This is a genomic window from Rhizobium sp. P38BS-XIX, from assembly GCF_012641435.1.
Classification (GTDB): domain Bacteria; phylum Pseudomonadota; class Alphaproteobacteria; order Rhizobiales; family Rhizobiaceae; genus Rhizobium.
In genome coordinates this window covers 493,703-508,178 of sequence record NZ_JABAIJ010000004.1, presented here as the reverse complement: position 1 = coordinate 508,178, position 14,476 = coordinate 493,703, and the positions used below count along the sequence as shown (strand labels likewise).

Here is a 14,476-nt window from a genome sequence, read left to right as displayed (position 1 = left end):
CGAACTAAAAAGGGAGCCGCTATTGCGGCTCCCTTATTTTTGGCAATCACAACGGAATCAGGCCGCGTCGTCCCAGGCCGGCGCCAGACCATCAGGGCTGACGATACGGCCGGCCGACACCGCGAGTGCATGGATGGCAGCCATTTCGTCCGGCGAAAGCGCAAAGTCGAATATGGCAGCATTTTCCGCGGCACGGACTTCCGACACGGTCTTGGAAAGAACGATCAGACCCTGCTGCACAATCCATCGCAGGACGATCTGCGCGACCGACTTTCCATGCCGACCGGCAATGTCCTTCAACACCGCATCGGAGAGAACCTTGCCGTCGGCCATGGCGTAATAGGCCGTCACCGACATGCCGAGAGAATTTGCCGTCTCGATCACGGCGGACTGGTCCAGATATGGGTGATACTCGACCTGATTGGTGACCAGCGGCAGGTCGCTCAAGGCGACAGCCTCGCGCATCAACATCCGGTTGAAGTTGGAGACGCCGATGTGGCGCACCTTACCCGCCTTGGCAACCTCATTGAGCGCGCCGATCTGCTCTGCCAGCGGCACGGCATCGTTTGGCCAATGCAGCAGCAGGAGGTCGACATAATCGGTTTTCAGCTTTTTCAGGCTTTCATCCACGGAGGCAATAAAGGCATCGCGGCGATAGTTTTCGACCCAAACCTTCGTTGTCAGGAACAGATCGCCACGAGCTATGCCGGCCTGCTGGATGCCATCGCCGACATCGGCTTCATTGCCGTAAATCTGGGCGGTATCGATATGGCGATAGCCATTGCGGAGCACATGCGCCACCATCCGCTTGCTATCGGGACCCGGCACACGGAAAGTGCCGAAACCGAGTGCGGGAATGGATGCGCCGTTGGCATTGACGAATTGCATGGGATTATCCTTTCGTTTGCAAAATGAAATCAGACAGCGCAGACGAGCTGCGTTGCCGAAGAAGAGCGGCGATCGAGCGCACCGCTCCAGAGTGTGAGAACAAGGGCCGCAACGACGAGGATCGCGCCGACCCAAGGCGTGGCACCCAGGCCAAGCGAGGATTCGACCACCAGCCCGCCAATCCAGGCGCCGGCGGCAATACCGAGATTGAAAGCGGCAATGTTGAGCGCCGAGGCAACATCGACGGCAGCGGGCCGCACCTGCCGGGCAAGCTGAACGACATAAAGCTGCAGGCCGGGCACGTTGGCGAAGGACAGGAACCCGAGTGCCGCAAGTGTAGGGATAGCAAGCCACGGCGAGACGGCGGTAAAGCTGAACAGGACGAGCACTAGCGCCTGGGCGATAAAGAGCCATGTCAACGCACGCACGGGATTGCCGTTGGCGAGGCGGCCGCCGATGACATTGCCGATAGCAATGGCAATGCCATACAGCACGAGGATGAGGCTGACCGCAGAAGCCGCAAAGCCGGTTATCTCTTGCAGGATCGAGGCAAGGAAGGTGAAGGCGACGAAGGTGCCGCCATAGCCAAGCGCCGTCATGGCAAAGACGATCAACAGCCGGCCGCTTGCCAACACGCGGACCTGGTCACCGATACCTGCCGGCGGCGCCTTCTGAAGATTTGACGGCAGCAGCAACGCAATAGCGGCAAGAGCTACGATCCCGAGAGCGGCGACAGCGGCAAAGGTGGCGCGCCAACCGAAAGTCTGGCCGATGAAGGTGCCGAGCGGAACGCCGGTCACGATGGCAACTGTCAGGCCCATGAACATCATGGCGATGGCCGAGGCGCGGCGGTTTTCCGGCACGAGATCGGCAGCGATGGTCGAACCGACGGAAAAGAATACACCGTGGGCAAAGGCGGAAAGCACGCGAGCAACCAGCAGCGGCGTATAGTCTGGGCTCAAGGCGGCCATGCCGTTGCCGACGACAAACAGCGCCATGAGACCGAGGAGCAGCGGCTTGCGCTCGATGCGGCCAGTCAATGCCGTCAGGATCGGCGCACCAAAGGTAACACCGAGCGCATAGACGCTGACAATGAGACCGGCGAGCGGAAGATTGATGTGAAGGTCGTTTGCGACCGTCGGCAGAAGGCCGACAATGACGAATTCGGTTGTTCCGATCGCATAAGCAGCAATCGTCAACGCAAAGAGAGCGAGAGGCATGAGATCACCCGATCAAATCGCATCCGGCCCGCGCCGGCTGCATCAGTTCTTGTTCGGGTGGGAATATGGGACCAAGACATTCAATCGATAATCGGCTATATAAACGCAACACTTGTGAATTGAATTCAAAATAGGCTGACAATGGACAATCGCGCAGGCGAGATGGATGTTTTCGTGCAGGTGGCGACGCTCAAGAGCTTTTCTGCTGCCGGCAGGAAGCTGCGCCTTTCCCCCTCCGCCGTCAGCAAGCTCATCACCCGACTGGAGGAGCGGCTGAGCACACGTCTTCTGGTGCGGACGACCCGCTCCCTGCAATTGACGCCGGAGGGCGAAATCTATCTGGACAAGGCCCGGACGATCCTCGCCGATATCCAGGAGGCGGAGCGTATCGTCGCATCCGGTGGCGCCACGATCCCGCGTGGTCTCTTGCGCGTCAGCGCATCGGTCGCATTCGGCGTCCGTTGCCTGGTGCCCATCATTCCTGATTTTCTGAAGCGGTACCCCGAGATCGAGCTGGACATTTCGCTCACCGACAGCGTGATCGATATCGTCGGCGAGCGCGCAGATGTCGCGATCCGCGCGGGTGCTTTGCGCGACAGCTCGCTGAAGGCGCGAAAGCTTATGGACAGCCGACGAGTCATCGTCGCTTCGCCATCTTACCTCAGTCAACATGGCCTGCCGGCAACGCCGGACGCCCTGGATGATCACAATTGCCTGACCTTCAATTTTCGACCGACGGCCGAAGGCTGGCCGTTTCGCGACCCGCAGAGCGGCACCCATTTCGTGAAAACGGTGCAAGGCAACCTTCAGGCCAATAACGGGCCGACCGTTCGCAGCCTATGCATTGCAGGTATGGGGCTCGCCCGCATCGGGCAATTTCACGTCCAGCCAGACATTGATGCCGGCAGGCTCGTCACGGTTCTCGAAGACTTCAATCCGGAAGATATCGAGCATGTCCATGCCGTTTATGCCGGTCACGAACATCTGGCCGCACGCATCCGGGCCTTTATCGACTTCCTGGTTAACCGAATCGGATAAACTCCACCGCGATATTCTAAGCGGAGCTGGATTTGGAAACCGACCTCTATCTACCGATCAAGTCATTTCTTGAGACAGCGGGCTATCTCGTCAAGGGTGAGATCGGTGGCTGCGACCTGGTTGGGCTAAATGATGGTGAGCCGCCTCTTGTGGTCATCTGTGAGCTCAAGATGACGTTCAATCTCGAGCTGATCCTGCAGGCCGTCGATCGCGCCGCGGCAAGCGACGAGGTCTGGATCGCCGCCCGCGTCTCGGCAAAAGGCAAAGGACGAGAAAGTGACCGACGCTTCCGCGACCTGTGCCGCCGGCTTGGCTTCGGCATGCTTTCGGTGTCCGATAGCGGCAATGTCGATATCGTTGTGAGCCCGGTGGCGCCGATGCCACGCAAGAATGCGCGACGCAGATCGCGCCTCGTCGAAGAACATCGTCGACGCAAGGGCGATCCGGCACTTGGCGGCAGCACCCGAAAGCCGATCATGACCGCCTATAGACAGCAGGCCCTCGTTTGCGCGGCGGCCATAGAGAACGGCGCCCAACGCCCCAAGGATATGCGCGAAGCAGCGCCGAAAGCCCCGCAAATTCTACGCGATAACGTCTACGGCTGGTTCGAGCGCATCGACCGCGGGATCTATGCGCTGACGGAGCTTGGAACGGAGGCTCTCAAGAGGTGGCCGGCACAGCAAATCTAAATATGGAAAAATTTCGGCCAACCGACATTAAATTCATGTAATATCTAAATTTTTTGCAATATAAACATGATCGATATTTAATTTGTAAAACTGAATTGGCGGATCATATTACTCATCAGCGCCAATTCAGTTTTATACTTTGGTTCTCCGAGTAACGAGGAACAGAGGCTTCCGGAACGAATTGACGCGAATCCATTCGACGCCTGTCCCGACATGGACAAGACGCCATATCGCCAACAATCTCGTAAGGGACTTTTGCCATGTCATCTCTTCTTCGCAAGCACCGCACCGCCGCCATCGTGGGCGCAGCCATCATCGTTGGTGCCGGCGCATTGCCCTTTGCCTTCAGCACATCCGCAACCGTTGCCGCAGCCGCCGAACCTGCAGGCATCGTGGCACCCGGCGGCTCCTTCGCTCCGATCGTCGACGCAGACAAACCCGCCGTCGTTACCGTCACGACGACGATGAAGGCGACCGATGCAAGCGCCGACAGCAACTCTCCGATGGACGAACAGTTCCGTCAGTTCTTCGAAAACCAGGGCATCCCATTTCCGAAGCAGGCCCCGCACCAGCAGCAAAGCCAGCGCGCCATGGCACTGGGCTCCGGTTTCGTCATCAGCCCTGACGGCATCATCGTTACCAACAACCACGTCATCCAGAATGCCATCGACATCAAGGTGACGCTGGACGACGGGACGGAAGTTCCCGCCAAGCTCTTGGGTGCCGATGCGAAGTCCGATCTCGCCGTTCTGAAGATCAAGGCGCCGAAGCCGCTCGCCACCATTGCCTGGGGTGATTCCGACAAGCTGAAGCTCGGCGACCAGATCCTCGCGATCGGCAACCCCTTCGGCATCGGCACGACTGTCACCGCCGGCATCGTTTCGGCCCGTGGCCGTGATCTGCACAGCGGCCCGTATGACGACTTCATCCAGATCGATGCCCCGATCAATCACGGCAACTCCGGCGGCCCGCTTGTCGACCGAGAGGGTAATGTCGTCGGTATCAACACCGCCATCTACTCTCCGAACGGCGGCAGCGTCGGCGTCGGCTTTGCCATCCCATCCGACGAAGCCAAGTCCATCGTCGCCAAGCTCGAAAAGAACGGCTCGATCGACCATGGCTATCTCGGTGTCGCCATCCAGCCGGTGACACCAGACATCGCCAACGCCATGGGCCTTTCGCAGACCCAGGGTGCGCTGGTCGCAAGCGTCAACAATGATACCCCAGCCGCGCGCGCCGGCATCAAGAGCGGCGATATCGTGACCGCAGTCGGCAACGAAACCGTCAAGACGCCGAAGGATCTGTCGCGGCTCGTGGCCGATCTTTCGCCCGGCGATCACCGTTCGCTCACCGTGTGGCGCGACGGCAAGAGCATGGATGTCAATGTCACCATCGGCGGCAATGACGACAGCAAGCAGGCCGCCAACGACGATGGCGACGGCAAGGTACAGCCGTCCAACCAGCCAAGCATCGGGGTAGGCCTTGCCAACCTGACGCCGGATGTTCGCGAACAGCTGAACCTGCCGCACACTCTGCAGGGCGCCGTCGTTGCCAGTGTCAATCCGGACAAACCGGCAGCGGCTGCTGGCATTCAGACGGGCGACATTATCGTCTCCGTCAACGATCAGCCGGTAAAAAATGCTCATGACGTCCAGGCGGACGTCGCCCAGGCCGGCAAGGATGGACGCAAGTCCGTCTTGCTGCTGATCCAGCGCGATGGCGACAAGACCTTCGTGGCCGTGCCGTTCTCGGCCGCCTGAAACCTGAGCGATCGCTGAAGAGCCGGCCTGTCTCCATGTTTTGGAGGCAGGCCGATTGTTTTCAGGTCACCAGCAGCCCCTGGCGATCAGCAAGCCCGATGGTTGCCAGCGTGCCGGCATTGAACGGCAGAAAATCAATTTCTATCCCATCGCTGAAAATGACACCGTGCTCGGCCATTTCCGACATTACGATCATCGGCGTCTCCGCGTCGATCTGCCCCGAAACCAGCGAGACGCCTGTCGTATGGCTGGGAAACGGTTCCCGCACGAAATAATGCAGAGACTGTGCGTCCCAGGGAAAAGACGCGTCGGCAATCCCGGCCGGCACGTCGACGCCAAAACTCGCCGCCGCCCCTGCCCAACCCGCATAAAGGCTTTTCAGCCAACCGGTGGACCCCATTCCCGTGGAAACGATAATGCCGCTCGACGATTGTTTTTCGTGGCTTTGGCCGATGGTAAGATTGTAGCGGGCCGATACATGACTGCGGGGGCCGATGAAGAGATCGTTGACCGCATAGAGAACCTCGCCGGTATTCAGCGATGCCTTTGCCATGCTGACCCGCTTCAGGGACCTGCGCTGTGTCATCGCCTCCGGTATGATCTTGCGCACATCCCTCACTTGAAATGGCAGAAGGACGCCGTCCCAGCGCTTTGGATCGGGATTGACGCCGAGCAAATGCTGGCCATCCAGATACTTCAGGGTATTGGCGACGAGGCCGTCCTGACCGAGGACGACAACAATGTCATCGGCGGCAAAGATGAAATTGCCGAGATAGCGCCGATTGAGGGTTTGGACCCGGGCGACGGCGCGCAGGCTGGCCTCCACCTCCTGCACCGCCGCGCGGTAATGCTGTTGCTCTTCCAGATAATCGCCGAAATCCGCGCCAAGATGCTCGACATAGAACTGCGCCTGCTGAACCGTGTTGAACCGGGCGATCAGCTCATCGAGGCGTGTGTCGCGCACGATCAGGACGATCTTTCTGTCTTCAGCGCCCGCCATGGCTTAGGCCCTTGCCTGCGGCTGCAGCATTTCGCGCAATAGATCCGGGGTCACGTTCAGCTGACCAATCTTGGTGGCATTGTCGGCAAGATCGCGGAAAGCGAGTGCCATCAGCTGGCCGGGCTCCATCCCGACCGAGGCCAGTGCCTGCAGCATCTTCGGATCGGCATCGCCGAATGCCTTCATCATGGCGGCCAGGCCATAGGCCTTCGCATCCGCTTCCTCACGCGCATTACCCGACGCGAGAGCGACAAGCGCCTTGTTTTGCTCTTCCAGCGCAATCTTGCCGGTCATCTCCTCCTGACGGATCTGCAATTGCCGCTCCTGGACCGAGCGCTCGGCATCCATCTGAGCTTCGCGCACCTGGCGCTTCTTGTTTTCGACGGCAATTTCGGTCGCAAGCTCGTTTTCTTTGATCGTGCGCTCCTGCTCGACGGCGGCATTGCGGCGGGCATAAATCGCCTCGTCAGCGCTTCGCAGCAACGCCTCGCGAGCGCTCGCTTCGAGCGCCTTGGCAGTTTCGGGCTTCGGCTTCACCGCCAGGATCGACAGGCTCAATAGCTGGAGGCCCAGAGCCTGCAACGCCGGATGATCATGGAGCGTGGCCGCCACACGCCCGACCAGCAATTCGCTGGCACCTAAAACTTCCTTCAACGGCAAGGCATGCACCTCGGCGCGCATTGCCACCTGCACCTGATCGATCAAGCGCTGCGACAGTTTTTGCGGATCCTCCGAACCGTATTGGCCCCTCGCATTGAGCGAGAAGTCGAGCAGTTCGCCGGTGCGCTTTGGATCGGCGACCCGATAGGTGATCTGACCCTGGATCGTCACTTCCTGAAAGTCGGCAGTCACTTCCGGGAAGATGAACGGCTCATTGACGCTGGCTGTCGGCACGACGACAAGCGATGTCGACGGGGCATAGTACCAGAACGAAAGCCCAGCACCCTCCCGCTGCGGACGGCCGTTGCGATACTGGATCACATACTGCGTTGGCTGCGCCTTGATAAAACGAAATCCAAACATGTTTGCCTCCTGGAAGCGTGCTTCAAATCGTGATGAGGCGAATAAACACAGCTTAGTGTGTTTTGTCAACTAAGTTAGTTGAAACTTTACACTAAGGCGAAGCGGCGCTATATCTACGGTATGGAAAACTCCGAGAATTCATATCCGCGGCCGATCGTCTCGGTCGATCTCGCCATTTTTGCGTTGACCGCAGCAGGCCTTGAGGTCCTTCTGGCGCAGCGCGGCGCGCGCCCTTTTGAAGGCGACTGGGCACTGCCCGGCGGATGGATCCATGTCGACGAGGATGATGACCTCGAAGCAGCCGCACGCCGCGTCCTCAACTTAAAGACGGGCATCGTTGCCCCCTATCTCGAGCAGGTTGGCGTGTCCGGCGACGCGAAACGCGATCCTCGCGGCTGGAGCCTCAGTGTCACTTACATGGCATTGATTTCACCGGATGACGTGACGCTTAGGCACGGTGGCAACATGACGGAGGCCGCCTGGCGTCCGATCATTGCAGACGGGGTGGATGGTCCCCTCGCTTTTGACCATGCCGCCATTTTGAAGACGGCCATCACGAGACTGCGCAGCAAAGTCGAATATTCGACTTTGCCGGTCCACCTGTTGCCGCATGCGTTCACATTGAGCGAGCTGCAAATGGTTTATGAGCGTCTTCTGGGCCGTAGCCTCGACAAGTCCGCATTCCGCAAGCGGATAGCGGAGGTCGATTTTATTGAGCCGATAGAGGGCGAAATGCGGCGTGCCAGCAACCGCCCCGCTCAGCTCTATCGGCTCAAGCAGGTGCATGCGACGGTCTTTTTCGACCGTACGATCTAGCCGTTCACAGTTTCAAAAAAGAGATAGTTGGGCTTTGACACGCGGCCGTTTTTGTCCAAACTCTGCCGTTGTGATGGTGCAAAAGTGTCGCAAGACAGATAGGAAGAGCCCGAAGGTAGGCGATTTTCCGTCTGTTGAGCCACCGCCAAGGCGCCTTGGCATCTTGAACAGGAATATGCAGCCGCAGGAGCTGGAGTGACTGATCCATACGAAATTCTTGGCGTTGCGCGCGATGCGAACGATGAGCAGATCAAGGCGGCCTATCGCAAGCGGGCGAAGGCGGCACATCCGGATTCTGGCGGCGACACGGATGCCTTCGCGCGGCTGCAGAAAGCCTATGAACTGCTTCTGGATCCGACTCGCCGGAAAGTCTTCGATGACACCGGTTACGATGTCGAGCTGACCGATGCCAAGGACCTGCAGGCGCTTGTTGCCATCGAGAAGCTCATTACGGAAATGGTGCTGGACGAGCGCGAGCCGGGAACGTTCGATCCGGTCGCCAAAATGCGGGCGGCTCTTCTTGAGGACATCCGCAAGGCGAATTTCAGCAAGAGCGAACTGGAGCGGCACTCCAACCGTATTAGCCTCCATCTTGACCGGTTGGGCAAACGCCCCGGCAAGGATGTCGTCGGGCATATGCTACGCGCCCGCATCAAGGCGATCGCCACCGCGATTTCCGAAACGGAAGCGAAGATCGGCGCAAGCGAACGGGCCTGCGATATGCTGGAGGGTTATCTCTACGTCATGGACGAGACGGATGATCCGACGGAACTGGCATCCGATCTCGAATGGGACGACGCTCCAAAGGTGCGTTCGGCAGCGCAATAGCCAGTGCTGTCGATGCCCAACAGTTTCGACCGCCGGATGCTATTGCTTTACCGTGCGGAGCTGACTTCGGCCTATGTGCCGACAAATTTCGCCTCGGAATAGCCCAGCTTCGCGTTTATCTCGATCTCGAAATCTTTTTCGGCAACGTAATGTTGCAATGCAACAATCGTCCCTAGACAAATCGAGGACGTGGCCTAGATCAAGGCTCCAAGACGCCATTGGTTCCATCAAAAGATGACCAGCCGGCGACCAATCGGCGCAGACCAGGGGCTGCATCGATTTCAAATCTAAAGCGCGAGGTATGCGGTTGCTGGCTTCCGAAGCGGATGAAATCGTCTTTGAACATCTGAGCGAAAACCGATCGCGGGCCGCATTGAGAGGCGCATTCTGGTCGGCACTCGACACGTTGATCCCAACGGCGCTGAACAGTCTCGTTTTCGTGGTCACGTCGCGATATCTCCTGCCTCAGGATTTCGGTCTCGTCGCACTTGCCTTCGCTATCGTCAGTTTCGCCGCCGGCTTCGGGCCGACGGCTTTCGGCGAGGCGCTGATTCAGCAGAAGTCGATCCGCCGCAGCCATCTCGATACGGTGTTCTGGCTGTCTTTCCTTTCGGCTGCCATTCTCTATGCCGCGCTGTTTGCGCTATCGCCAATCCTTGCCCATTGGGTCGGCCATGACGAGATCGTCAGCCTTCTGATGATCATCGGCCTGAAGATCTTCTTCGACATGATGATCATCGTGCCCAATGCCTTGATCGGCAGGACGATGTCCTTCCATCTCGCGGCCGTACGCACGGCGATCGCGACCTCTGTTTCAGCCATCATCTGCCTGTCGCTGATCCTGGCTGGCTTTGGCCTCTGGGCACTTGCCATCGCACAGATTGCCGCGCCGGCCGCAGCCTGCATAGCCGCATTCTGGGGCGCGAAATGGCTGCCGGGGGTGCGGATCAAGCTTTCCAGTCTGCGCGAGCTGCTGCATTACGGTGTCTTCGCATCCGGCAATCGCTTTCTGCAGACCATGAACCTCGATCAGCTGATCATCGGCACGCTGGTGAGCCCGGCAGCGCTCGGTATTTATAATTTCGCCCGCCGGCTCTACGAGATGCTCAACAATGTGCTCGCCGGCGGTCTGACCTCTGTGAGCCATGTGCTGCTCTCCTCCCTGCAGCACGATCAGAACAAGGTGCGCGAAGCTTTCCTGATGGCAACCTTCGGCTGCTCGCTGGTCTCTTTTCCGGCCTTCATGGGCCTGGCAGCAGTTGCAGACGATGCCATTCCCCTGATTTTCGGCCAGCACTGGGTTGCAGCGATCTGGCCGGTGCGCTTCTTCTGCGTGATCGGCCTGATGGGCGGCATTGGCGTGATCCAGGCATCGCTGATTACGAGCCAGGGCAAATCTGACTGGTGGTTTTATTACCAGCTGGTGCGCAACATCGTCACGATCGTGACCGTGTTTGCCCTCTACCAGTTTGGCGTCTCGACGATCGTCTTCGCGCTGATGGCCGAGGTCCTGCTGCTCTGGCCAGCGACATTGTGGATGGTTTCCCGCCTCATCGGTCTGAGCATCGCTGAATATTTCGGGCAGTTTCTGAGACCCATCGCTGCCTATCTGGGCATGCTGGTCGTGGTGCTCGCGCTGTCGTCCGCCTTGAGCGAATGGTCGCCGGCTGCTCGCCTCGTCTGCGAGATCCTTGCCGGAGGTCTGACCTATTCGGCGCTCATTTTCCTGCTGTGCCGGGACAGAATTCTCTTCCTTGTGCGGACGACCCTGCAGGGACGCCGTGCAAAACCTCAATAACGGCGTTGCAGACGGTGGCGCGAGAAATGCAACTCTCCCCGAGCAACGTCGATCCGATGCAACAGCCAACCAAATGTCAAAAGGGCGCGACATGACACTGGTGACTTTCATTATCCCTGTTCGCCATCAGGCAAACTCCAATGACTGGCCTGCGCTCAAGAGCCGGCTGTCGCAAACGATCGCCTCGATCTGCGGGCAATCGAATGGTGACTGGCGCGGCATCATCGTGGCCAATGAGGGCGCCGATCTCCCCGCCTTGCCGCCGAAATTCTCGGTCGAGCGCGTCACCTTTCCGCCAAACCAGTTGCACGATATCAACGGCGCCGATCGCGAGAAGGTCTATGATGCCTTCCGGTTGGACAAGGGTCGTCGCGTGTTGAGTGGCATGCTTGCCGCCCGCGATTCTCGGTTCTTCATGATCGTCGACGATGATGATTTCGTCAGCGCCAACATCGTGGAGTTTGCCGCGAAGAACCAGGACGCGAACGGCTGGAAGATTGACAAGGGCTACCTCTGGAACGAGGGCGGCCGGCTGCTGATGCATCACAACGACTTCGCCAATTATTGCGGGACGTCGCTGATCATTCGATCCGATCTCTATCGGCTGCCGTCCAGCTTCGAGGACGCGGAGATCGATTACATCAAGTCGATGCTCGGCAGCCACGTGCGCATCGGCAGGACGCTTGCCGAGGCCGGCTTTCCGCTCGGATCGCTGCCTTTTCGCGGCGCGATCTATCGCGTCGGTCACAGCGGCGCCCATAGCAAGTCTTCCAATCTTATCAGAACGCACTTTCTCAATCCCTCGGTGCTGCGTCACCCCCGCCAGTTTCTCGGCAATCTCTCGCGTGTCCGCCCGCTCGACCGCAACCTGAGAAACGAATTCTTCGGCAACCGCGCGGCCGGATAGCCACGGATATCGCTTTCGCTCAACAAGGGCTCGACCATGACGGCTGATGCAGCAAGACACAGATACGCCGCTCTCGACGCCATGCGCGGCCTCGCCGCCTATGCCGTCGTCGTCTATCACCTCGACAGGCCCTACGCGCCATCAGCTTATATCGCGGTCGACTTCTTCTTCGTGCTCAGCGGCTTCGTGATCGCCAGAGCCTATGGCGACAAGCTTGCCAGCGGCATGACCACGCTGGCCTTCATGAAGGCGCGCTATGCGCGCCTCTATCCCCTGTTCATTATCGGCAGCATCTTCGGGCTCGTGCAACTGTTGCTGCATTGGCAGGCAGCGGGTGTCGGCCGGGCCGATCTTGGCGCCAGCATTCTGACGACAGCCCTCATGCTGCCCTCACCAAGCTTTCTAACCCGATCCGCCGGAGATATCTGGGCGCTTTATCCGCTGAACGGCCCAGCCTGGTCGCTATTCTGGGAACTGCTTGCCAATCTTGTCTTTGCTCTCGTCCTCTTTCGACTGAGAACGCGGAGCCTCATCATCATTGCCGGCCTGTCGCTGGCCATGCTCATCGGCTCGGTATTTTTCCACAAATCGCTTGATCTGGGCTGGGAGTGGCGCTCGGTGGATGGCGGCTTCGCCCGCGTGTTTTTCTCGTTCACGCTCGGCATGATCATTTACCGGCTGCGGAGCAATTCGACGCTCGGGCAGACGTTCAACAGCTATGCTGCAATTCTCCCCATCGCTGCCATCTGCATTCTTCTGTTCCTTCCCACCTATTCGCTGAAATATGCGTTGGTCTTTTGCGTGCTGATTTCGCCGCTGATCGTGGTTGCCGGCACGATGCTGGAACTGCCGGAGAAGCTACAGCGCGCCGGCATCTTCCTTGGCTACCTCTCCTATCCGATCTACATGTGCCATCGCGGGTTTACGGAGATCTACGGCCATGTCCTGCGTAGGATGCAGTCGTCGCAGCCGCTGGTCTATATCATCCTCTATCTCGTCCTTGTATCGGTCATTGCCTACATCGCGGCAAAGTTGGCGAGCCTGCTCGTCAAACATGCGACGCCCTTGAAACAGACTGGCCATAGCGTCCGCGCAGGTACACCCGGCGAGTAATCCGTTCAGGTGTGGACGGCAGCGAGTGCGATCGCATCGGCAACCTCCTCTCGGCGATCCGAGAGAGTCGCTGTCACGACACGCAGGTGACTGCTCGGCAAAATCGAGAACTTGGCTCCCGGGTTGACCGCGATGCCACGGGCAGCAAGCGTCACCATCGCGAATGGCTCGGAGGAAATCGGGATCCAGGCGCATAGGCCCGCGCCGTGAAGCGCCGGCACTCCACGCTCGGCAAGGGCATCGATCAGGGCCGCCCGACGGTGATCGTAGATGGTTCGCGCGTGATCAAGACAAGCCGCCGTCGCAGGATCGCACAGCAACCACGCAGCCGCCGACTGCAGGATACGGCTGGTCCAGCCAGAACTGAAACTGCGATAGGATTGGATCTGATCGATGATGGCGCGTGAGCTCGAGAGCACTGCAAGCCGAAGGTCGGGCCCATGCGTCTTTGAGAATGAGAGAATATGAATGACGCGATCCGGATAGAGCTGTCCCATCGACTGACGCGGTGCTGCAGAAATATCCGCAACCCCATCGTCCTCCACGATCAGGGTGTCCTTGCCGCGAAGGATTTCCGCCAGGCTCTGCATACGCGAGGAGCTCACGGTCTGGCCTGTGACGGAATGCATGCGGGGTTGAAAGACGAAGGCGACCGGTCGGTATTTCATGGCGTCCTCCAACGAGGATGGCAGAGGGCCGTGTTCATCACAGGTCACGGGGATGATCCGGGCTCCGCGATCTTCGAGAATGTCAAGAAGCCGCATGCCGGTGGGATCCTCGATCGCGACCGAGGCACCGGGCATGACCAGCGCATTGATCAAGGTATAGACAGCATTATAGCCGCCGTTGGTTGCGAGGAACGCTTCCGGCTCGTAGGGCCAGCTCGCTCGCACCGCCGCTTCCAGCTCCGGCAGGATACGGCTGCGCTCGTAGCTGTTCAGCTTTTCCGCCGATGCCCCATAGGCCATCGCCTGCTCGAGCTTCGGGAGCAGTTCGACATCCGGACCGGCAGAGGTGAGGTCAAGAACATGCTCGCCATAGTGGCCCGCACTGGCAAGTCGAGCCGGCTGTGCGACAAAGCGATCGCCGCTGACCCATGTGCCGTTGCGCCCTCGCCCGCTGATGATCTTTTGACGTCGAAGCTCGCTCCATGCCTCGGACAACGTGGCCGGGCTAATTCCAAGCGCAAACGCCAGATCCCTGATGGGCGGCAACTTGGTGCCAACCGGTAAAGCACCGGCGCGGATCAAGGCGCTGGTTTCAATCGCGATTCCGCGAATTGTCCGGTCGGTCAATTTTTCGGCAAACCAGCTTGCATCTCTAATATCGCTCATTTCCGCGCCAATTTTTAATGTTCAATAACGTAATAACATTTGATCGCCTCATATTGAACATT

General features: G+C 59.0%; 13 protein-coding genes. 8 read left to right on the top strand and 5 right to left on the bottom strand.

The window, feature by feature from the left end:
• Positions 1 to 57 precede the first annotated feature (57 nt).
• Both HGP17_RS16680 and HGP17_RS16675 read right to left on the bottom strand, forming a co-directional pair.
• The gene (locus HGP17_RS16680) at positions 58 to 888 is read right to left on the bottom strand and encodes an aldo/keto reductase (RefSeq protein WP_168810849.1); all 831 of its coding nucleotides are present in this window, start codon (positions 886 to 888) and stop codon (positions 58 to 60) included.
• Positions 889 to 917: 29 nt separating this feature from the next.
• The gene (locus HGP17_RS16675; RefSeq protein WP_168810847.1) at positions 918 to 2,108 is read right to left on the bottom strand and encodes an MFS transporter; all 1,191 of its coding nucleotides are present in this window, start codon (positions 2,106 to 2,108) and stop codon (positions 918 to 920) included.
• A gap of 141 nt (positions 2,109 to 2,249) precedes the next feature.
• Between HGP17_RS16675 and HGP17_RS16670 the strand changes: the two genes are divergently transcribed.
• The 3 genes from HGP17_RS16670 (at position 2,250) to HGP17_RS16660 (ending at position 5,595) form a co-directional block, all read left to right on the top strand.
• On the top strand, positions 2,250 to 3,146 hold the full coding sequence (locus tag HGP17_RS16670) for a LysR family transcriptional regulator (RefSeq protein WP_168810845.1): 897 nt from the start codon (positions 2,250 to 2,252) through the stop codon (positions 3,144 to 3,146).
• Between the two features lie 32 nt (positions 3,147 to 3,178).
• Entirely contained in the window at positions 3,179 to 3,835 is a 657-nt protein-coding gene (locus HGP17_RS16665) for a DUF2161 family putative PD-(D/E)XK-type phosphodiesterase (protein WP_168810843.1), read from the top strand.
• Between the two features lie 260 nt (positions 3,836 to 4,095).
• Positions 4,096 to 5,595 (top strand): DegQ family serine endoprotease, encoded by a 1,500-nt coding sequence (locus HGP17_RS16660; protein ID WP_168810841.1) that lies wholly within the window; start codon positions 4,096 to 4,098, stop codon positions 5,593 to 5,595.
• A 61-nt stretch (positions 5,596 to 5,656) separates the two neighbouring features.
• Here HGP17_RS16660 and HGP17_RS16655 read toward each other — a convergent pair whose 3' ends face one another.
• Both HGP17_RS16655 and HGP17_RS16650 read right to left on the bottom strand, forming a co-directional pair.
• Positions 5,657 to 6,595 carry a sugar kinase gene (locus tag HGP17_RS16655; RefSeq protein ID WP_168810839.1) on the bottom strand — a complete coding sequence of 313 codons (939 nt, stop codon included), beginning with the start codon at positions 6,593 to 6,595 and terminating at the stop codon, positions 5,657 to 5,659.
• A 3-nt stretch (positions 6,596 to 6,598) separates the two neighbouring features.
• Positions 6,599 to 7,618, bottom strand: coding sequence for an SPFH domain-containing protein (locus HGP17_RS16650; protein ID WP_168810837.1), 1,020 nt, complete (start codon positions 7,616 to 7,618; stop codon positions 6,599 to 6,601).
• A 120-nt stretch (positions 7,619 to 7,738) separates the two neighbouring features.
• Between HGP17_RS16650 and HGP17_RS16645 the strand changes: the two genes are divergently transcribed.
• From HGP17_RS16645 to HGP17_RS16625, 5 genes are all read left to right on the top strand, one after another.
• A complete protein-coding gene (locus HGP17_RS16645; RefSeq protein ID WP_168810937.1) occupies positions 7,739 to 8,434 on the top strand; it encodes an NUDIX domain-containing protein in 696 nt (231 codons plus the stop codon).
• A gap of 195 nt (positions 8,435 to 8,629) precedes the next feature.
• Positions 8,630 to 9,262: a DnaJ domain-containing protein gene (locus HGP17_RS16640; protein ID WP_168810835.1), complete on the top strand. Its 633-nt coding sequence runs from the start codon at positions 8,630 to 8,632 to the stop codon at positions 9,260 to 9,262.
• A 301-nt stretch (positions 9,263 to 9,563) separates the two neighbouring features.
• A complete protein-coding gene (locus HGP17_RS16635; RefSeq protein ID WP_168810833.1) occupies positions 9,564 to 11,060 on the top strand; it encodes a lipopolysaccharide biosynthesis protein in 1,497 nt (498 codons plus the stop codon).
• 91 nt (positions 11,061 to 11,151) lie between these two features.
• A complete protein-coding gene (locus HGP17_RS16630; protein WP_168810832.1) occupies positions 11,152 to 11,967 on the top strand; it encodes a galactosyl transferase in 816 nt (271 codons plus the stop codon).
• Positions 11,968 to 12,003: 36 nt separating this feature from the next.
• Positions 12,004 to 13,080 (top strand): acyltransferase, encoded by a 1,077-nt coding sequence (locus HGP17_RS16625; protein ID WP_168810830.1) that lies wholly within the window; start codon positions 12,004 to 12,006, stop codon positions 13,078 to 13,080.
• Positions 13,081 to 13,085: 5 nt separating this feature from the next.
• On the opposite strand, the gene HGP17_RS16620 is transcribed toward HGP17_RS16625, so the two are convergent.
• A complete protein-coding gene (locus tag HGP17_RS16620) occupies positions 13,086 to 14,414 on the bottom strand; it encodes a PLP-dependent aminotransferase family protein (protein ID WP_168810828.1) in 1,329 nt (442 codons plus the stop codon).
• Positions 14,415 to 14,476: the final 62 nt, after the last annotated feature.